Source organism: Bradyrhizobium sp. LHD-71, assembly GCF_031157255.1.
In the GTDB taxonomy this organism is placed as follows: Bacteria; Pseudomonadota; Alphaproteobacteria; order Rhizobiales; family Xanthobacteraceae; genus P52-10.
The window spans coordinates 60,014-79,992 of sequence record NZ_JAVIFX010000024.1 but is presented as its reverse complement, the minus strand read 5'-3'; the positions used below and the strand labels follow the sequence as shown (position 1 = coordinate 79,992).

The window sequence follows — 19,979 nt, the reverse complement described above, 5'->3', positions numbered from 1 at the left end:
GCTCAAGAAAATGTATAAATCGATCCTCGCGGCTCTCGCCATTGCGATTGCCGGCGTCACTGCTGCCTCTGCGATGCCGGCGTCATTGCCCGGCCAGGCAACTGTGTCAGTCGAATCGGACGTCATCCAGGTGCAGCACCGTCACCACCACCATCGTCGCGATATCCATCGGCCCCGCCACCATCATCATGGTTTCGTGCCCGGCCGGCGCTATCGCAGCGCACCTCCGGGATGGCACCGCCATCACGCCCGCCCGCGCGATTGGCGGACACGCGGCTGCATCATGGCGGGGCCGATCTGGTTCTGCCCGTAAGTCTAAAAGCCCGGCTGACGCCGGGCTTTTACTTTCTGGGATTGCGAGCTGCCTTTCACGACCAGAAGCGTTCACGCAGCCATCCAGCCGCCATCGACCATCAGAGTTGCGCCGGTGATGAAAGAGGCATCCGCGCTGGCAAGGAAGAGTGCCGCGCCGGCGACGTCGTCGGGGCGGCCGAAGCGCGGCCACGGTGTGCGGCGGCGCGCACGATCGAGCACGGTTTCGTCAAGCAGACGGCCGCCCTGCCCGGTGACAATCTTGCCCGGAGCAATCGCGTTGCAGACGATGCCGAGCTTGGCATAATCGCCGGCGATCTGTCGCGTCATGTAGTCCACACCCGCCTTGCTGACGCCATAGGCCAGGTCGTCGGGCGCGGCGATCATGCCGTGTTGCGATGACATGTTGATCAGGCGTCCCCGCACTTCGTCGCGTGGTTCCTGACGGGTCATCTGGCGGACCGCGGCCTTGCAGCAAAGGAATACGCCGGTCAGGTTGACCGCCAGAACGCGCTCCCATTGATCCTGCGTCAGATCGGTCAGGCGTTGTGCATGGCGGATACAGGCGTTGTTGACCATCACGTCGAGGCGACCGAATTTGCGCGCAGTGAATGCGACGAGCTCCATGACTGCGGCATCGTCCGACACGTCGGTCTCAACATAGTAAGCTATGCCGCCTTCGGTGGCGATGACGTCGACGGTCGGTTCACCACCCTCCAGCACGGTCTGCGAAACATCCGCGATGACGACCGTCGCGCCATGTCGGGCGAAGCGTCGCGCAATCGCCCGGCCGATTCCCGAAGCGGCTCCCGTGACGATGCATACCTGCGTGTCGAGCCGGCGATCGACATGCTCGGGTCCTGAGGTGGAGTCACTCATGGCAAAGCCGTGTCCTTGGGTGCGAAGCGGGCCAGTGGGGCGTGGTCGGCGACAATCTCGGCGAAAGCCTTGGCGAGATCGTACTGCGGGCGAAATGACGTGTCGGCCATCAGGCGATCGATGCCCATCGGCGCACGGTCGAAATCCTCATAGAGATTGACGTTCGAGTCCGTGCTGATCATCCATCGCCAACCGGGCACCACGGTTTCCAGACGCGCGCACAGATCGGCCAGCGACCAGCGGAAGTCTGCTGCGAGGTTGTAGACGCGATGCGGAAGTTGGGGTGCGTAGAGAACGGCGGCAATCGCTGCCGCAGCGTCGCGCGCGTAGAGCCAGTCACGCGGTGCCGGCCGCGGTAAGCTCGCCGGCACGCCCTCGCACGCGAGCCTGATCACCTGGAAAGGCGCGCTGAGCGTATCGCGGACGCCGGTTGCGCGCTCGAAGCGACCGTAACAGGTGCCGAGACGGCCGACGACAACTTCCATGCCGAAGGTCTCGCCCAGCCGCAGCGCGCAGGCTTCGCCCGCCTGCTTGGTGATTCCGTAAAGAGACGTCGGCTTGAGCGGTGAGGTCTCGGTCAATACGGAAACCTCGCGCGCGCTCGCGCCATACGCTGCGCCGGAGCTGAGATAGACGACACGCGAAACCCGCGCGCCGGCCGCGCAGCGGATTGTCTCTACGACGCTGCCGATGTTCACGGCGATGATCCCGGAGGGATCGATACGCTCGCGTGCCTGGTCGGCGGTGATCGCGGCGCCGATCACCACGCGATCGACCGGATGATCGGCGAACACGCGCGCGAGCGCGCCGTGGTCTTTCAGATCGAGTGCGATAAACGAAAAGTTGCCGGGTGCGCCGGCAATAGCGGTCAGGAACTCCGCCGCCGGCGGAGTCCGGTCAAGGCCGATGACCCGCTCGCCGCGGGTCACCAGCTCTTCACACAAGGCGGCGCCGACGAAGCCCGACGCGCCTGTTACAAGGGTGGCCAATTGCGACAGCGCCTTCAGTTGCCCAGTTCGGACCTGGATTTTCCGGTCGCGGCCTCAAGCAGGCTGTAGTCCATGAACTTTGCCACGTCTGCCGACACGTCGCGGTTGATGTAGTTGATCTCTCTCATCATCTTCGCGATCGCTACCGCTTTTTCGCGATGCATCTTGTGGTCGGGCTCGAGATTCTTGATGGCGCCCTCGGCGATCGCCTTGTCCAGTCCGGTGACCTTGTTGATGACGGCGACCCATGCATCCTGGTTTGCGGCCACATAGTCGTTGACCTTCACGATCGAAGCCACCGTCGAGACCAGCGCGGGCTTCCGCGCCGCGATGACGTCGGAGCGTGTGACGATCAGGTTGGTCAGCTTTCCGGCCGGCTGGTCATAGGGCAGGGTGAAGAGCTTGCCGGCGCCGACCTGCTGAATCTGCGTTGCGAACGGTTCGACCGAACAGATCAGGTCGACGTCGCCACGGCGAAGCGCCTGGGCATGATCAGAGGGATTTGGAATATTGACGAACTCGACATCCTTGGCGAAGTTGATGCCCTGCTTGGTGAAGGCGCCGCGCATGTGAATGTCCTGCGCATTGCCGCGCGATGCGGCGACCTTCAGCGGCTTCCCGGCCGCCTTCCTTTCGGCGATCAGCTTCTTCAGGCCATCCCAGTCGTTCGCCTTCACCGGAAAGTCGTTGGTGGCGATGATCTGAGAGCCGCCATTGACCTGGCCGGAGATCGCAACGATGTCGAAGCCTTTGTCGAGCGCCGTGGCATAGTGCAGGTAGGTCACCTGTGCGACGTCGATGCTTTTCGACACAAGCGCGGTCAGAACGTCATTGCCGGTGGTGAAGCCGACGACGTCGAGGTTGATGTCCTTGGCATATCCTGGCGTCAGGGTCAGCGGCGTGCAATGCGCACATTTGGCATAGCCGAGCTTGATCGTCTCCTTGTCGGCAGCGGCAGCCGGCATCGACAAACTTGCCGAAACGGCAAGAGCAAAAAACCACTTCATGATACGCATTGAACATCTCCGACTTCGGGGTGAACGGGACAAACAGCGAGGCTTTCCATCAGGCTGCATTACGCGGGGCATCGGAACTCTTCTCGATCGACCGGGCGACGACCTCAGCGGTGTGCGCGACATGCGCTGCAAGAAGCTCGCCGGCTCGCCGTGAATCCCGCTTCTCAATCGCTTCGAGGATGCGGCGGTGCTCCTCGATCGACTGACCCCAGCGGTCTTCGAGCCTCAATGCGAAGTACCGGACCTGTTCGGAGCGAGCGAGCAGCGCGGCATGGGCGTCGGCCAGTGGCACATTGTTGGCGGCCAGCACGATCGCACGGTGAATGTCGCGGTTCGCTGCGTAGTAGGCCATGCGCTCGCCGTCGCGATGATGCTGTTCAATGGCCTCCTGCAACGTCCGGAGCTCGTCCAGCCGCGAAGCAGTGATGCGGCTCGCCGCAAGTTCGGCCGAAAGCCGTTCGATGCCGGCCAGTGCTTCGAACAGATCGGAGATTTCGGAAAGGCGCATCGTGCGAACGCACGCGCTGCGGTTCGCCCGCAGCTCGATCAGGCCCTGCTGCGCCAGAAGCTTCATCGCTTCACGCAGTGGTGTTCGCGAAATGCCCAAGGCCTCCGACAGATCCTTCTCGACCAGCGCCGAGCCGGGAGGCAGGTCGCCTCTGATGATCATGTCGCGCAATCGCTGTGCGGCTTGTTCGTGCAGGCCTGTACGCCCCAGCTTGAGGCTGTCATCGGCAAGAAAGCTCCGCACCTTGCGCGGACGGCCACGCTTCGCGGCAGGAGTTTTCGGCTTCGCTGTCATTGAAGCGTTCCTACCGAATTCGAGCGCGCCTGCTCCATCCAATTGTGCGGCGAAAGCGCGATTTATGTAGGCAAAAACTGCTTATTCCGTAGTCAATAAGCGGAAATGGTATGCAACATGCAAAATGTGCTTGTGGTCGCGAGAGAAGGCTCGATATGCAACGGCCGGCCTTGCTTCCCGCTTTCTTTCTTCGCCAGCGGGAGGAACGAACGCAGTCAGGAGGACGCAGTGCGGGCGGCTACCGAACGGCTCTATCCAGCGCCTGGACTGGCGTGGCGACAAATCCAGTCGAAGATCGAACGGATCACGGTCCCGTTGCTCATCCTCATCGGCTGGGAAGCATTCTCGCGTTCGGGCTATCTCCCGCCCGCGCTACTGCCGCCGCCATCGGCCGTGCTCGCTGCACTGGCGGACTGGATGTTCGCCATCGACGGCAGCACGCAGGACTATGCCGGCACGTGGATCAGGCACGTGCTGGCGAGTTCGAGCCGTGTTGCGGCGGGCTTCGGCATCGCCGCACTGATCGGCGTGATTATTGGCACGGGCATCGGCTGGTCGCGCTTCATCGAAAAGACAGTCGAGCCCACGTTGCAGATGTTGCGGCCGATCCCGCCGGTGTCATGGATCCCGCTGGCCATCATTTGGTTCGGCATCGCTGACAAACCGGCGATCTTCCTGGTGTTTCTCGGCTCGTTCTTCCCCATCCTCATGAATACCATCCACGGCGTGAAGACGATCGACCGCAACCTGATCCGCGCGGGGGCGATGATGGGGGCGTCGGAGCGGCAGCTGTTGTGGAACGTCGTGGTGCCCGCGGCGCTGCCGTCGATCTTTGCGGGACTCCGCATCGGCGTCGGCTCGGCCTGGATGTTGACCGTGACCGCCGAGATGGTCGCCGTGAAGAGCGGCGTCGGCTACGTCCTCTGGGATACCTACTATTTCCTGCGCTACGACATGGTCATCGCATCGATGGTCTCGATCGGCTTGCTCGGCTATCTCTCGGATATCGCCATCAAGCTGCTCATGAACCGGGTTTTGCGCTGGCAGCGCGCGTCCACCATCCAAAGCCGGGAGGGCTGAGCGTGGCCGAGATTGTGATTTCGAACATCGTCAAGTCGTTCACCGACCGGCAGCGCAACGCCGACATTCTCGCAGTCGACAACGTCAGCCTGACAATCAACGACCACGATTTCGTCTGCCTGCTTGGACCGTCGGGCTGCGGCAAGTCCACGCTCCTGAACATGATCGCGGGCTTCGACAAGCCGACGTCCGGCCGCATCGAAGTCGGCGGCGTTGTCGTGCAGAAGCCCGGCGCCGATCGCGGGGTCGTATTCCAGCAGCCGACTCTGATGCCGTGGCTGAACGTCGCCGACAATGTCGCCTTCCATCTGAAACTCTCCGGGATTCGCAAGGCCGAGCGCCGCGCCCGCGCGCAGGAGTTCATCGATCTCGTCGGCCTGAAGGGGTTCGAGGCCCACTTTCCATCCGAACTCTCGGGCGGTATGAACCAGCGTGTCGGCATTGCGCGGGCCCTGCTGATGAATCCGCGGGTTATTCTGATGGACGAGCCGTTTGCGGCGCTCGATGCCCAGACCAAGATCGAGATGCAGGAAGAGCTGGTTCAGATCTGGCAGCGGATCAGGTGCACGATCGTTTTCGTCACCCACAGCGTCGATGAAGCGTTGTTGCTCGGCAACCGCATCGCCGTGATGAGCAGGCGGCCCGGTCGTATTCGCGACTATTTCGACTTCGACATGCCGCGTCCGCGCGACGTGACCAGTCCGGAATTCAACGAGGCCAAGCGCCGTGTGTTGGGACTTATCCGCGATGAGTCCCGGATGTCGAGGCAGGCCGCGTAAGGCCTTCCTGAAAGAAGCCCGGCCGCCGTCGTGCTGCCGTGCGAGGCTTGTCGGAGAGTACAACGATGCCGCTGAAGGCCGCGCGCCTCGGAATGCTGACGCCGTCGTCGAACACGGTGCTAGAGCCCATGCTGATGCATATGATGCGGGATTGTCCCGCCACGACGGTCCATTTCAGCCGGTTCAAGGTCACTGAGATTGCCCTGTCCCGTTCGGCGCTCGATCAGTTCGCAGCCAATACGATGCTGCAAGCGGCGGAGCTCCTTGCTCACGCCAAGGTCGATGTCATTGCGTGGAATGGAACGTCGGCCAGTTGGACAGGACTCGAAAGCGACAGGCAGCTGTGTCGCGATATCGAGGCGGCCACAGGCATTCCGGCGACGTCGTCGGTTCTTGCGCTGGACGAAATTATGCGATCGGTCGGATTGCGAAACGTTGGTCTGGTGACGCCCTATACGCGTGACGTGCAGGACAAGATCATCACAAATCTCGAGGCTGGCGGTTTCCGGTGCACGTCCGAACGATGTCTCGAGCTGAGCGACAACTTTTCTTTCGCCGAGGTGACGGAAGAGGCGATCGAAGGCCTGGTCACGGCGGTCGCAGCAAAAGGCTGCGATGCGGTGGCTATTGTTTGCACGAATATGCGCGGCGCGCGCATCGCCGCGCGCCTTGAGAAGCAACTCGGCATTCCAGTGTACGACTCCGTCGCCGTGACTCTGTGGAAAAGCATGCGGCTGGCGGGCGCTGCGATGTCCGGATTGCGCGAGTGGGGTAGTCTTTTTTCTTCCGAGACTGAGGCGTCGGCTGCCGCACACGCGGCGACCGCGCGCCGCTCATAAGGGCAGCATTCATCATGCGGATATTGCTCCTCAATCCGAATACCAGCGACGCGATGACAGCGCGGATGCTCCAGACTGCGGAGGCGGCAAAGGCGCCGGGCACGACCATGGTGCCGGTGACGGCGACCCGCGGCGTTCCTTATATCGCCAGCCGCGCTGAAGCCCAGATCGGCGGTGCAATCGCACTGGAAATGCTCGCGGAACATCATCACAGCGTCGACGCGGCGATCATCGCAGCGTTCGGTGACCCGGGCCTGTTCGGCGCGCGCGAGTTGTTCGATATCCCGATCGTCGGCATGGCCGAAGCCGCAATGCTCAGCGCGTGCATGCTCGGGAGGCGCTTTGCCATCGTCACCTTCGCGCGCGCTCTCGGCCCCTGGTATGAAGAATGTGTCGCGATGCACGGCCTGACAGCTCGCTGCGCCGGGGTGACTATGCTGGACAGTCCGATCCGGCAGGTCAGCGATGTTCAGGAGGAGAAGGAGGACCTGCTCGTTCAGATGGCGTTGCGCGCGGTCCACGAGCGCGATGCGGATGTCATCATCATGGGCGGCGCGCCACTGACCGGCCTGGCGCCGAAGGTCGCGAACCGCATTCCGGTCCCCGTGGTCGATCAGGTTGCTGCCTCGGTGAAGCAGGCCGAGTTGCTGGTGGGATTGGCCACGGTCAAGGCCTCCGCGGGAACGTTTCGCAGGCCGCCGGCGAAATCGACCATCGGGCTGCCTGACGCGCTCGCACGCAGGATAGAGCACAGCGATGCCGATGCGGAGCTGAAGGCGGGTTGATGAACGTGCGGCCGGCGCCGATCACGGGCAAAGTCGCTTCGACAGGAGCATTCAATGGCTGAATTCGATGTAGTGATCCGCGGCGGCACAGTTGTCACGGCAGCCGACACATTCCGCGCGGATGTCGCCATTTCTGGCGGGCGCATCCAGTCTGTGGCGCAGAATATCAAGGGAGGCGCGAAAGAGATCGACGCGGGCGGGCTGCTGGTCATGCCGGGCGGGATCGACAGCCACGTGCATCTGGCCCAGCCGTCCGGAGATGCCGTGATGGCCGACGATTTCGAAAGCGGGACGCGCTCGGCGATCGCAGGCGGGACGACGACGGTCATCCCGTTTGCACTGCAGCCGCGCGGCGCCTCGCTTCGCGGCTGCGTAACCGATTATCACAAGCTGGCCGATGGTCGCTGTTATACCGACTATGGCTTCCATCTCATCATTTCGGACCCAAGTCCCGGCGTGCTCGGGCAAGAGCTGCCGGCGCTGGTCGCGGACGGTTATACGTCATTCAAGGTGTTCATGACCTATGACGACCTGGTCCTCAGCGATCGCCAGATGCTGGACGTGTTCGACTGCGCGCGCGACTGCTCGGCGCTCGTCATGGTTCATTGCGAGGGATACGACGCGATCCGCTACATGACGGAACGACTGGAGCGGTCGGGCAAAACCGCGCCCTATTATCACGCCGTCTCGCGCCCTGAATCCGTTGAGCGGGAAGCGACGCATCGTGCAATCAGCCATGCCGAGCTGACCGACGTTCCAATCATGATCGTGCACGTCTCCGGGCGGGAGCCCATGGAGCAGATCCTGTGGGCGCAACGCAAAGGGTTGAAGATCTACGGGGAAACCTGTCCGCAATACATCGCGCTCACGGCGGAAGACCTGAAGGGCCTCAACATGGACGAGACAGGCGGCAAGTACGTCTGTTCGCCGCCGCCACGAGACAGGGCCAGCTGGGACGCAATCTGGGAAGGCTTTCGCGCCGGTGTGTTTCAGACGTTTTCTTCCGATCATTGCCCGTTCCGCTATGACAGCGCAGAGGGCAAGCTCCATCCGAAATCCCGTACATCGTTCCGCTGGGTCCCGAATGGAATTCCAGGCGTGGAAACCCGGATGCAGATCCTCTTCTCGAAAGGCGTGAATGAGGGGCGCATCACGCTCAATGAGTTCGTGGCGCTGACGTCGACCAATCACGCCAAGATGTATGGGCTCTACCCACGCAAAGGCTCGATCGCACCCGGCTTCGATGCCGACATCGTGCTGTGGGATCCGCAGCGCACGACAACCATTCGGCAGGAATTGCTGCATCACGGCGCGGATTATACGCCTTATGAGGGCCTCGAAGTCACAGGATGGCCCGTCATGACCCTGCTGCGAGGCAACGTCATGGTGCAGGATGGCGAGATCGTCGGCAAACCGGGGCAGGGTGCTTTTCTCAAGCGCGACCTTTCGCCATTTGCTGCGCCCAGACACCGTTCCGCTGGTTGATTTCAGATAGGTCTGCCTTTGGCAGATCGCCTGCATTATTGAACGGGTGCGCACGTTTATGGCGGATCCCCGACACGTGAACGGTGTCGTCTCGTCAAGCGCGCTGCAAGAGCAAGCCGGACGTGCACGGAACGGCGGTCGAAGGTCCCGGTTGTAGAGCACAGAGGCGCTTGACGGATTGCATTGCCCATGCCGCTCACAATCTATCTTTCGAAGGTTCTTGGACTCGCCCTCATCATCATGGGTGCGGCCATCATGATTCGAAGGCGTTATTTCGTCCCGGTCTTCGGTGCCTTCGTTGAGGAGCGCCTAACGCGCGTTGTCATGTCAACCATCGAGCTTCTGGCGGGACTTTTCCTCGTCGTGGCGCACAATGTCTGGTCGTCGCCGCCGGCAGCGATCATTTCTTTGCTGGGCTGGCTCGCAGTCATTGAAGCGACCGCCTACCTGATTCTCCCTGACGATCTGGTCGAGAAGGTCATTGGTACGTTCAACACGCCGGCCTGGTATCTTGGCGGCGGCCTGTTTGCGATCATGATCGGCGTTTACCTGGCCGGTTCTGGCTTCGGTTGGTGGTGAGAGGTCGCGCCAGAACGCCGTCGATGCGGCTGATCGAATATAGGCCCGATCAAGACGGCTCGTTCGTTGTTGGCGGCAGAATTTCGCTCAGGTTTTAAATTCCAGGTGCATAGCCTGGCGCCATCACCGCGTCGGCCGAAGGCCGCGCCGCCGCCAATAGTGGATTTAAGAGCACGGCAGCGAAGAACCAACCTGCCAACTCCGCGTTATCCAGAACTGCGGGTTCCGCTGACGGGGGCCTGACAGGAGGATTGGACCGAGATGGCCGCGCCGAAGGCGGACGCATGGATGTGGTCGGAGGCGTGCGAGATGCTCGCACGCGCGGAACGTCTGCATCGCCAGTTTTTCCAACTGCAGCGCTCGAGACGCACCCCGGTCTGGGAGCCACCTGCGGACGTCTTGGAGACTGCGCGGCATGTCCTGGTCCTTGTCGCACTGCCGGGCGTCGACCCTGATCGGGTCGAAGCCGTCATAGAGGATGGCGAATTGGTCATCGCCGGCACGCGCACGCTTCCGGCGGAGCTCCACGATGCGATCATTCATCGGCTGGAATTGCCGCAGGGGCACTTCGCGCGACGTCTCCCGCTGCCACCGGGTCGTTACGACAGCATTGATCGCGGCGCAGTGAACGGATGTCTGCTGATCCGTTTGAACAAGGCGGGATGAGAGTGGAGTGGTTGCATGGTCATCGACGAAGCATCGACCGAAGCCGAATCCGCTGCAGCAGCGTCCGTCCGCGATTCCGGCAAGACTCCGACTGAGCTTCCGGAAGATGCGTTGATCCTCATCCCACTGCGCCAGGTCGTGCTCTTTCCCGGCATTGTCTTTCCGATCACAGTCAGCCGTCCGCGTTCGGTTGCGGCGGCGCAAGAGGCCATTCGCGGCCAGCATCAGGTCGGCATTCTCGCGCAGCGCGATCCCGAGCTCGAAGAGCCGGACCAGATCGACCTCTACCGCGTTGGCACCGTGGCGAACATCGTGCGCTACGTCACCGCCGCTGACGGCTCGCATCATCTCGTATGTCAGGGGCAGCAACGATTCAGAGTGCTGGAGTTTTTGGGCGGCCGGCCATTCATGGTGGCGCGCGTGCAGCGCATTGAGGAGCCGGATACGCAGACGCCCGAGATCGAAGCGCGATTCCTGAACTTGCAGCGCGAAGCTGTCGAAGCGTTGCAGCTTATGCCGCAGATTCCGCAGGAGCTTGTGGCGGCCGTTCAGAATGTCGCTGGTCCTGGGGAATTGGCAGACTTCGTCGCTGCCTACATGGACTTGAAGCGGGAAGAGAAGCAGGAAATTCTCGAAACGATCGATGTGAGTGCTCGCATCGAGAAGGTGTCGCGCCTGCTGGCCGAACGTATCGAAGTTCTGCGTCTGTCTCATGAGATCGGTGAGCAGACAAAGGTTGCGCTGGACAAGCGGCAGCGCGAGGTGCTGTTGCGCGAGCAGATGGCGGCTATCCAGCGTCAGCTTGGGGAGGGCGACGGCAAAGGGGCCGAGGTGGCGGAGCTTTCGGAAGCGATCACCAAGGCGCAAATGCCGAAGGATGTGGAGGAGCAGGCGCGTAAGGAGCTACGCCGACTGGAACGAATGCCCGAAGCGGCTGCCGAGTACGGCATGACACGCACCTATATCGATTGGCTGATCGAGTTGCCTTGGGCTCTGCCGGAGGAGAAGCCGATCGATATCGCCGAAGCGCGACGGATCCTTGACGAGGATCACTACGGACTGGAGAAGATCAAGCGGCGCATTGTGGAGTATCTCGCGGTCCGCAAGCTCGCGCCGCATGGCAAGGCGCCCATCCTGTGCTTCGTCGGGCCGCCGGGTGTCGGAAAGACATCACTTGGACAGTCGATCGCTCGCGCCATGGATCGCAAGTTCACGCGCGTCAGTCTCGGCGGAGTGCACGATGAAGCGGAAATTCGCGGCCATCGACGCACCTATATTGGCGCACTGCCCGGCAATATCATTCAGGCCATTCGAAAAGCCGGTGCGCGCAATTGCGTGATGATGCTGGATGAGATCGACAAGCTCGGCGCCGGTATTCAGGGCGATCCGTCGGCAGCCTTGCTCGAGGTGCTCGACCCGGAACAGAACAACACGTTCCGTGACAACTATCTCGGCGTTCCATTCGACCTGAGCGCAGTCGTATTCGTGACGACCGCCAATATTCTCGACACCGTTCCCGGTCCGTTGCGCGACCGAATGGAGGTGATCACCCTGGCGGGTTACACTGAGAACGAAAAGCTGCAGATTGCGCGCCGATATCTCGTACGGCGGCAATTGGAAAACAACGGGCTTCGCGAAGGTCAGGCCGACATCACTGACGACGCGCTTCACGCCATCATTCAACGGTATACGCGCGAAGCCGGCGTGCGAAACCTGGAACGCGAAATCGGCAAAGCACTGCGCCATGCCGCAGTGCAGATCGCCGAGGGGAGCACCGAGAAGGTACGTATCGACGCGAGCGATCTGGCCACCATTCTTGGGCCACCGCAATTCGAGAACGAGGTGGCGATGCGCACCAGCGTTCCGGGCGTTGCGACCGGCCTCGCCTGGACTCCGGTGGGCGGCGACATTCTGTTTGTCGAGGCGACACGCATTCCCGGCAACGGCAGGCTGATTCTGACCGGTCAACTGGGAGAGGTCATGCGCGAGAGCGCCCAGGCCGCGCTCAGTCTCGTGAAAAGCAATGCGAGCGCCATCGGCGTCGATCCCGCGCTGTTCGAAAAGAGCGACGTTCATATTCACGTTCCGGCGGGTGCCATCCCTAAGGACGGGCCGAGCGCAGGCGTGGCGATCTATTCAGCGCTCGTATCGTTGCTGACGGGCCGGACGGTCCGCAGTGATACGGCCATGACCGGCGAGATCAGCCTGCGCGGCCTGGTGCTGCCGGTCGGAGGCATCAAGGAAAAATCGGCGGCTGCGGCGCGGGCCGGGCTCAAGCGCGTGATGATGCCGGCCCGCAATCGCAAGGACCTCGAAGAAATTTCAGAAGAGGTGCGCGACAAGCTCGAGTTCGTCTGGCTGGAGCGCGTCGAAGACGCGATCTCTGCCGGCCTTGAAGAGCGGAAGGTCGAGCCGCCTCCCGGCACGAGCGGCGCACGCGCCGCGTAGGCGGCGCCACGAAAGCAAATCGCGACAGGCAGGCCAACGATCTAGTGTCCCGAATCCGAAGTTCGCTATACTTTGCAGCGAGCTCAGAGCGAACTTCGGATTCGATCAGGACACTAGCAAGTTTATGATTCTAGTGTCGTTTATGGATCAGAAATTCGCACGATGGACTCGCGGCAACGATGGTGGAATTTCTGATCCACGACACTAGCTGCGCTCCACGGCCTTTGCGGCTGTGTCGAGCGCAATGGCGATCTGTTCGGCGGCGGCCTCGTCGAGCGGTCCTTGCCTGAGGCGCAGTCGCATGGCGAGTTTCAGATTTTCCATAGCCCGCACGACCGGTGCCGGTACACGTGCTGCTGCGCTTTCACCGCCGGCGGTTCCGCCGCGGGACAGAAGCTCGTCAGCGGCAACACGATTGGCGATGAGAAAGGCTTCGCCTTCGGAGGTGATGCGATAGCGTTTGCGGCCTGTCGCCTCCGGTTCGATCGCCGCATAGCCCATGTCGTCAAGCCACGAAAGCGTCGGATAGATCACTCCCGGGCTTGGGCTGTAGCTGCCGCCGAACCGCTCTTCGATCGCCTTGATGAGTTCGTAGCCGTGCCGCGGCCGCTCCGCGATCATCGCCAGCAGCAGAAGTCGGAGTTCTCCGTAGTCGAACAGCCGACCGCCGCCATGGTGCTGGCCCCGGCCGTGTCGCCGATGTCTGCCTGAATGGCCCCGGTGATGGTCCGGCGCCGCGAAATGGCGGCCTTCGCCGCCGAAGTGTCTGTGATGTCTGTGTCTCATGTAGTGCGATATATATCTCGATATATCTAAAGTCAAGATATATCTGGATGCCATCCTGGCGGTTTTGCGCCAGCTCTTTCTGCGAAGCAGACCCGCGTATGCAGGCGTTCCGAAAGGTGACGGTAGAGCTTTCATGTCCGGTGATGAGCGGTGAACAAAGCCAGCTTCGGGACTTCCGCGATCGATTCAGCGCGGTCAGCGGGCGCTACGAGCGCTTCCGGCCAGAGTATCCCGAGGCCATGGTGCGTGCGCTCGCAACCCATATCGCTGCCTCACCCGGATCGGCCGATCATCCGACCATCGATATTGGCTGCGGCACCGGCATTTTCACGCGACAGCTGGCGCGAGCGTTGCCGGCCGGCTTCCGCGTCATCGGCGTCGAACCGGCGCCGCAAATGCGTCGCGCCGCCATCGATCGGTCAGCGGACCTCGCGATCACCTTCACCGATGGCACGGCGGAGGCCTTGCCGATCGGAGACGGCGGAGCGCGGGCGATCGTCACAGCTACCGCGGCGCATTGGTTCGACAGACCGCGATTCTATGCGGAGGCGTCGCGTGCGCTCCCATCTCGCGGCGTTCTCGCGATCGTCGAATACATCCGCGATGCCGTCTATTCGCCCGCCGCTGCAGCGGTCGAGGATTTCCTGGCGCGAGAGGGACCGCCGAAAGCTTATATGCGGCCCGACTATGCGGCGGAGCTTGAGGCGCTGGAGGAGTTCGAGCTTAAGGACGTGTTGACCCAAACGCTCACGTTACCGCTCGACATGGATGGTTTTGTGGGACTTGCCCTGTCCTCGTCTCACGCCAAAGGCGTTCTTGTCAGACTGGGCGAAGCGTCGGCCATATCCGCGCTTCTCGCGATCGGCATGCGACTCGCGGACGGCGACGGCACGATCGCATACGGCTACAGGTTTCAGGCCTTCATCGCCGATCGATTTTGAAGGCATCGAAGGCCGCCGTAAGATTCGCCGCCGCAGTTCTGTTGTTGACGGCCCAACCACGTCCGCACCTTGGTGTCTTTTGCACAAACGCACGCTCTTGTTCGCGCGCGGCGCGCTTCAGACAATCATCCTCTCCGTTCCGTAACACCTTCGAAATTCCATTTCATTGACGAAAGCGGCGGGCGCTCGCATGATTTGTGCACACCAAGCGGACCTGCGCGCGACTGTTTCGCGCGGTTCGCGACTTCAACAAGACGACCGGCACGACAGCTGACTGGCGCCGCGCAAACGCTTGCGCGCGAGCGCTCCCGGCTGGCCGGAGCAAAGCAGGGGTGCGCACGATGTCGAATGATCGACCAGGCCAACTCAGTCGCCGGGCATTGCTGGGAGGAAGCGCTGCAGGTCTTCTCGCTGCACCACTCGGCATTCTCGGCGCACAGGCATTTCCGTCGGGACGGTCGCCGATCGATTTCTCCGAGTTTCCCCTCTGCCGCACGTCCTCAGAAACGGCGACGGCGTTGAGCGGCGCGCCCCGCAAATTGCGCCTGTCGTGGAACGCCAACGCCGTTTGCCTTGTCACAGTGCCTGTCGCGATCGATCACGGCTTCTTCCAGAAGCAGAATCTGGACGTCGAGCTCGTCAACTTCGCAGGTTCGACCGATCAATTGCTCGAGGCGATTGCAACCGGCAAATCCGACGGCGGTGTCGGCATGGCGCTGCGCTGGCTGAAGCCACTCGAACAGGGATTCGACGTCAAGATCACGGCGGCGACGCATGGCGGTTGCATGCGCGTGCTCGCGCCCACCAAGTCCGGCATCGCTGGGCTCGCGGATCTGACGGGAAAGACGATCGGCGTCGCCGATCTTGGTGGTGCCGACAAGAATTTCTTCTCGATCGAACTTGCCAAGCGCGGCATCGATCCGAACACCGACGTCGAGTGGCGCGTGTTTCCCGGAAACCTACTGCGCCTTGCGGCGGAGAAGGGAGAAACGCATGCGTTCCTGTCGGGTGATCCAGTCGCCTATCTGTGGCTGAAGGACGGCGCCTTCAAAGAAGTCGCCTCGAACCTGGACGGCGAATACAGAGAACGCTCCTGCTGTATTCTCGGCCTGCGCGGCAACCTCATGCGCGACGAGCCTCTGGTCGCGCGGGCAGTGACGCAAGCCATTCTCGATGCCGCGATGTTCACGGCGCAGAACCCGGAGCTCGCGGCCAAAGCGTTCTCGCCTTATGCTCCGAAGGACGCGACCTTTGATGATCTCAGGTCTCTGGTCGGTTACCACACCCATCATCACCATCCGACGGGGGCGGTCCTGAAGGGCGAGCTGAAAGCCTACGCCGACGATCTCAAGCTGGTCTCGGTTTTCAAGAAGACCACCGATACGACGAAGTTTGCGGAGCGCATCTATGCCGACGTCCTCAGCATCTAGGGCTGCGACGTTCGATGAGACCGGTCCGACGGAGACAAGCCCCGCGCAGGCGGTTTCGCGGCTTCCCGTCAGCGGCTGGGGCATCGCCGCGTCCGCAAGCTGGCTCGGGGTGACAGCAGTCAGCCTCGCACGCGACGATGTGGGCGACTGGTCGCGCACGGCGACTTTCGCGTATGGAGCGGCTGTCGTTGCGTTGGCTGCCTTTGTCGTTTCGCTTGCCGGCGCGCGTCTTGGTCAGGCAGGGACCTGGTTCGCGCACCGCACGCCGTGGCTGATCGTGCTCGGGCTCGGTCTGGCGCTGTGGGAGCTCGTCACTGCCAAATTAGGTTGGCTTCCGTTGCCGTTCTTTCCGCCGCCGCAGGCGCTGCTGGAGGTCTATCTTGACGATTTCGGCAAGCTCGGCGCGAGCGTGCTCGCCTCGGTCAAGCTGCAGATCTCAGGCTATGCGATCGGCGCCGTCATCGGATTCCTGACCGGTGTGTCGATCGGCTGGTCGCGCAGCGCGGGCTATTGGGTGCATCCGGTGCTGCGCTTCATCGGCCCATTGCCGGCGACCGCCTGGCTACCCGTCGCCTTCTTCCTGTTTCCGTCGAGCTGGAGCGCCAGCATCTTCCTGATCGCTCTTGCGACGGCGTTCCCGGTAACGGTGTTGACATGGTCCGGCGTCGCCAGTGTGCCGTCGAGCTACTACGACGTGGCGCGCACGCTCGGTGCGACGCCGTGGTTCCTGATTCGCAAAGTCGCCGTACCCGCCGCCATGCCGCACATGTTCGTCGGCCTGTTCATGGGACTCGGGGCTTCATTCGCCGTGCTCGTGGTCGCGGAGATGATGGGGGTGAAGGCCGGCCTCGGCTGGTACCTGCAATGGGCGCAAGGCTGGGCAGCCTACGCCAACATGTATGCGGCACTCATCGTCATGTCGCTCCTGTGCTCCGGCGCGATCACGCTCCTGTTCAAGGTTCGCGACCGCCTGCTGTCCTGGCAGAAGGGTGTCGTCAAATGGTAGCGTTGGCGCAGCAAGTACAGCACGCGACGGCTGGCGCTTCGCTCGAAGTCGACAACATCAGTCATCACTTCGCGATCGAAGACAGGCGCCTCGACGTTTTGGACAAAGTGAGTTTCCGTGCTGCACCGGGCGAGTTCGTCGCACTGCTCGGTCCCTCCGGCTGCGGCAAGTCGACGTTGTTGCGGCTGGTTGCCGGGCTCGAGCCTCCCGCCGCGGGCAGCCTGAAGGAAGACGGCATCGCCATCGCCGGCCCTGATCCGTCGCGGGTGGTCGTGTTCCAGGATCCGACGCTGTTTCCGTGGCGCACGGTACGCGACAACGTTGCACTCGGACCGGAAGCGCAGGGAGGCCTGAAAGCGAAGCGCGCGCGGATCGATGAAGTTCTGGCGCTGGTCGGTCTGTCGAGCTTCGCCAAGGCCCTCCCGCACCAGCTCTCGGGCGGCATGGCACAGCGCGTCGCGCTGGCGCGCGCGCTGGTGAACGATCCGCGGATTCTGATCCTCGATGAACCGCTCGGTAAACTCGATTCCCTGACACGCCTGACGATGCAGTCCGAACTCGTGTCACTGTGGCAGCGCGCAGGCTTCACGACGCTGCTTGTCACGCACGATGTCGAGGAAGCGTTGTTTCTCGCCAACCGCGTCATCGTCTTCAGCGACCGGCCGGCGCAGGTGAAGGCCGACCTTCCCGTCGATAAGCCCTATCCGCGTCATCGCGGCGATCCGGACCTGGCCGAACTGCGGCGACAGATTCTCGGTCTGCTCGGCCTGGACGCGACCTGGTGATCTGACGGAGCTCCCTGATGGATGCAACGACCGGTTTTTTGGACAAGGCACGCCTGCTCGCGTCTGATTTCGCCAGCCGCGCCGAGCAACACGATCGCGAGGCCAGCTTTCCGTTCGAGAATTTCGAGAAGCTTTTCGAGGCCGGACTTCTGTCGCTCACCGTTGCACGCGGCTTCTGCGGCCACGGTGCCGGCGCGCGCGAAGTCGCCAAGGTGCTCGGCCTCATTGCTGAGGGTGATGCGGCGACTGCACTCGTGCTGGCGATGCATTACATCCAGCACTTCATGATCGCTCGCAACGACCGCTTTCCGCTTCATCTCGCCAAGAAACTGTCGTCGGAATCGAATCGCGGCGTGGCGCTGATCAATGCGTTGCGAGTGGAGCCTGATCTCGGTTCGCCCGCGCGCGGCGGACTGCCCGCGACCACGGCGCGCAAGATGGCCGACGGCTGGCGGATCAGCGGCCACAAGATCTATTCAACCGGAGCGCCGATCCTGAAATATTACGTGGTATGGGCGAAGACCGACGAACCGCAACCGCGCGTGGGTTCGTTCCTGGTGCCGGCAGGCCTGCCAGGCATCCGCATCGTCGAGACCTGGGATCACCTCGGCCAGCGCGCAAGCGGCAGCCATGACGCCATCTTCGACGACGTCGGCATTCCGCTCAACCACGAGATCGATGTGCGATTGCCGGAAGCCTGGAAGGGGCCGGACGTCGTGCAGAATGCAATTCACAGTATCTTCGTTGCCGCGATCTACGATGGCATCGCACGCTCGGCGAAGACCTGGCTGGTCAACTTTCTTAAAGCTCGAAAGCCCGCCAATCTTGGTGCGTCGCTCGCGACGCTGCCGCGCGTGCAGGAAATCGTCGGCGATATCGAGGTCCGTCTCGCGATAAATGCGCGATTGATCGAAAGCGTTGCCTCCGACCAGGACGATGGACGCCTGGTGACGGTCGCAGAAGCCCATGCGGTCAAGCTTACGGTCACGGGTAACGCAATCGCCGTCGTCGAGGCGGCACTATCACTGTCCGGCAATCACGGTCTCTCGCGCACCAATCCCCTCGAACGCCATTATCGCGACGTGCTCTGCGGCCGGATTCATACGCCGCAGGACGATTCCATCAAGACCGCGGCCGGCCGGGCCGTCCTGCAACTCTGACCCTGATTCCAGCCGCTACGGAGAGCACCCATGTCACTCGAATTCATCGGCTACATCGGTAACAGCAATTCGTCCGAGATCATTCCCCGCAACGGCCCTGTGCTGGACGTTGATCATGTTGAGACCGTTGCCAAGGCACATGAGAACGCCGGCTTCGACCGCGCGCTGCTGGCGTTCCATTCGGATCTGCCGGACTGCCTGCAGGTGGCTCAGCATGCCGCATATGTCACCGAGCGGCTGAATGTGTTCATCGCGCAGCGGCCGGGTTTTACCGCGCCGACCGTGTTCGCGCGTCAGTTCGCCACGCTGGATCACCTGACGAAGGGACGGGTTTCGCTCAACGTGATTACCGGCGGCGATCATGCCGAGCTGGTGCATGACGGCAACGCCGTCGCTGACAAGGATGAGCGCTACGTCCGTACGAGTGAATTTCTCGATGTGGTGCGCGCCGAGTGGACGAGCGAGACACCATTCGACTACGACGGCAAGTACTATCAGGTGAAAGGCGGCTTTTCCCAGATCAAGCCCTATCAACCAAACGGCATTCCGGTGTTCATCGCCGGCGCGTCGGATCCCGCAATCGAGGTTGCCGGCAAGCACGCGGACGTGTTTGCGCTCTGGGGCGAGACCTACGACGAAGTGCGCAAGGTCATCGCGCGTGTCCGCGCGGCGGCCGTCAAGAATGGGCGGCCTTCGCCGCGCTTCAGCCTGTCGTTCCGACCGATCATTGCCGAGACCGAGGAAAAGGCCTGGGCCAAGGCCGACGCGATTCTGGCAAAAGCCAGGGCGCTGCAAGACAAGACCGGGTTCAAGCGCGCTGAGAATGGCCCGCCGAACGAAGGATCGAAGCGGCTGCTGGCGCTGGCCTCAAAGGGCGCTCGTCTCGACAAGCGGTTGTGGACCGGCATCGCCAACCTCACCGGGGCTCGCGGCAACTCAACGTCGCTGGTCGGCACGCCCGAGCAGGTGGCGGAGGCCTTCCTCGACTACCACGAACTCGGCGTGGACATCTTTCTGATCCGCGGCTTCGATCCGCTGATCGATGCGATCGAATATGGCCGCGAGCTCATTCCGCTGACACGCAAGCTCGTCGCCGAACGTCAACGCGCTAAGGTCGCGGCCGAATAGCCGGCACAGCGACGGTTCAAGAAGCGGTGGATCGGCAGAAGCTTTCTGTCGGGCCCGTCTGCGCGCTGGCTTCGATTCTGACCC

Annotated in this window: 20 protein-coding genes; 15 read left to right on the top strand and 5 right to left on the bottom strand. The window is 62.4% G+C overall.

Features of this window, described 5'->3' with window-relative positions; all coding sequences use genetic code 11:
- Positions 1-10: 10 nt before the first annotated feature.
- On the top strand, positions 11-313 hold the full coding sequence (locus RCO31_RS24435; RefSeq protein ID WP_308971180.1) for a hypothetical protein: 303 nt from the start codon (positions 11-13) through the stop codon (positions 311-313).
- Between the two features lie 71 nt (positions 314-384).
- On the opposite strand, the gene RCO31_RS24430 is transcribed toward RCO31_RS24435, so the two are convergent.
- The 4 genes from RCO31_RS24430 to RCO31_RS24415 are packed head-to-tail and all read right to left on the bottom strand — an operon-like array spanning position 385 to position 3,998.
- Positions 385-1,191: an SDR family oxidoreductase gene (locus RCO31_RS24430; RefSeq protein ID WP_308971179.1), complete on the bottom strand. Its 807-nt coding sequence runs from the start codon at positions 1,189-1,191 to the stop codon at positions 385-387.
- Positions 1,188-2,180: an NAD(P)-dependent oxidoreductase gene (locus RCO31_RS24425; RefSeq protein ID WP_308971178.1), complete on the bottom strand. Its 993-nt coding sequence runs from the start codon at positions 2,178-2,180 to the stop codon at positions 1,188-1,190. Before RCO31_RS24425 ends, RCO31_RS24430 begins: the two co-directional genes overlap by 4 nt.
- 14 nt (positions 2,181-2,194) lie before the next feature.
- Positions 2,195-3,196 (bottom strand): ABC transporter substrate-binding protein, encoded by a 1,002-nt coding sequence (locus RCO31_RS24420; RefSeq protein WP_308971177.1) that lies wholly within the window; start codon positions 3,194-3,196, stop codon positions 2,195-2,197.
- A 49-nt stretch (positions 3,197-3,245) separates the two neighbouring features.
- The gene (locus tag RCO31_RS24415) at positions 3,246-3,998 is read right to left on the bottom strand and encodes a GntR family transcriptional regulator (RefSeq protein ID WP_308971176.1); all 753 of its coding nucleotides are present in this window, start codon (positions 3,996-3,998) and stop codon (positions 3,246-3,248) included.
- A 267-nt stretch (positions 3,999-4,265) separates the two neighbouring features.
- Here RCO31_RS24415 and RCO31_RS24410 point away from each other — a divergent pair, with 267 nt between their 5' ends.
- From RCO31_RS24410 to lon, 8 genes are all read left to right on the top strand, one after another.
- Positions 4,266-5,078, top strand: a complete 813-nt coding sequence (locus RCO31_RS24410; protein WP_308971221.1) for an ABC transporter permease — start codon at positions 4,266-4,268, stop codon at positions 5,076-5,078.
- A gap of 2 nt (positions 5,079-5,080) precedes the next feature.
- Positions 5,081-5,857, top strand: coding sequence for an ABC transporter ATP-binding protein (locus tag RCO31_RS24405; protein WP_308971175.1), 777 nt, complete (start codon positions 5,081-5,083; stop codon positions 5,855-5,857).
- Between the two features lie 65 nt (positions 5,858-5,922).
- The gene (locus tag RCO31_RS24400) at positions 5,923-6,696 is read left to right on the top strand and encodes an aspartate/glutamate racemase family protein (protein ID WP_308971174.1); all 774 of its coding nucleotides are present in this window, start codon (positions 5,923-5,925) and stop codon (positions 6,694-6,696) included.
- Between the two features lie 14 nt (positions 6,697-6,710).
- Entirely contained in the window at positions 6,711-7,481 is a 771-nt protein-coding gene (locus RCO31_RS24395) for an aspartate/glutamate racemase family protein (RefSeq protein WP_308971173.1), read from the top strand.
- 54 nt (positions 7,482-7,535) lie between these two features.
- Positions 7,536-8,966 (top strand): dihydropyrimidinase, encoded by a 1,431-nt coding sequence (gene hydA / locus RCO31_RS24390; RefSeq protein WP_308971172.1) that lies wholly within the window; start codon positions 7,536-7,538, stop codon positions 8,964-8,966.
- Positions 8,967-9,206: 240 nt separating this feature from the next.
- A complete protein-coding gene (locus tag RCO31_RS24385) occupies positions 9,207-9,545 on the top strand; it encodes a hypothetical protein (protein WP_308971171.1) in 339 nt (112 codons plus the stop codon).
- 261 nt (positions 9,546-9,806) lie between these two features.
- Complete coding sequence (locus tag RCO31_RS24380) at positions 9,807-10,211, top strand: Hsp20/alpha crystallin family protein (protein ID WP_308971170.1); 405 nt, start codon at positions 9,807-9,809, stop codon at positions 10,209-10,211.
- 15 nt (positions 10,212-10,226) lie between these two features.
- Positions 10,227-12,659: an endopeptidase La gene (gene lon / locus RCO31_RS24375; protein ID WP_308971169.1), complete on the top strand. Its 2,433-nt coding sequence runs from the start codon at positions 10,227-10,229 to the stop codon at positions 12,657-12,659.
- Between the two features lie 204 nt (positions 12,660-12,863).
- On the opposite strand, the gene RCO31_RS24370 is transcribed toward lon, so the two are convergent.
- Complete coding sequence (locus tag RCO31_RS24370) at positions 12,864-13,445, bottom strand: PadR family transcriptional regulator (RefSeq protein WP_308971168.1); 582 nt, start codon at positions 13,443-13,445, stop codon at positions 12,864-12,866.
- A gap of 98 nt (positions 13,446-13,543) precedes the next feature.
- Between RCO31_RS24370 and RCO31_RS24365 the strand changes: the two genes are divergently transcribed.
- The 6 genes from RCO31_RS24365 to RCO31_RS24340 all read left to right on the top strand — a co-directional run bounded on the left by RCO31_RS24365 (position 13,544) and on the right by RCO31_RS24340 (position 19,895).
- Positions 13,544-14,386, top strand: a complete 843-nt coding sequence (locus RCO31_RS24365) for a class I SAM-dependent methyltransferase (RefSeq protein ID WP_308971167.1) — start codon at positions 13,544-13,546, stop codon at positions 14,384-14,386.
- A gap of 341 nt (positions 14,387-14,727) precedes the next feature.
- Entirely contained in the window at positions 14,728-15,816 is a 1,089-nt protein-coding gene (locus RCO31_RS24360) for an ABC transporter substrate-binding protein (RefSeq protein WP_308971166.1), read from the top strand.
- The gene (locus tag RCO31_RS24355) at positions 15,794-16,822 is read left to right on the top strand and encodes an ABC transporter permease subunit (RefSeq protein ID WP_308971165.1); all 1,029 of its coding nucleotides are present in this window, start codon (positions 15,794-15,796) and stop codon (positions 16,820-16,822) included. The genes RCO31_RS24360 and RCO31_RS24355 overlap by 23 nt, the downstream gene beginning before the upstream one ends.
- Entirely contained in the window at positions 16,816-17,607 is a 792-nt protein-coding gene (locus RCO31_RS24350; RefSeq protein ID WP_308971164.1) for an ABC transporter ATP-binding protein, read from the top strand. Before RCO31_RS24355 ends, RCO31_RS24350 begins: the two co-directional genes overlap by 7 nt.
- A gap of 17 nt (positions 17,608-17,624) precedes the next feature.
- Positions 17,625-18,767, top strand: a complete 1,143-nt coding sequence (locus tag RCO31_RS24345) for an acyl-CoA dehydrogenase family protein (protein ID WP_308971163.1) — start codon at positions 17,625-17,627, stop codon at positions 18,765-18,767.
- Positions 18,768-18,797: 30 nt separating this feature from the next.
- Positions 18,798-19,895 (top strand): LLM class flavin-dependent oxidoreductase, encoded by a 1,098-nt coding sequence (locus tag RCO31_RS24340; RefSeq protein ID WP_308971162.1) that lies wholly within the window; start codon positions 18,798-18,800, stop codon positions 19,893-19,895.
- Positions 19,896-19,979: the final 84 nt, after the last annotated feature.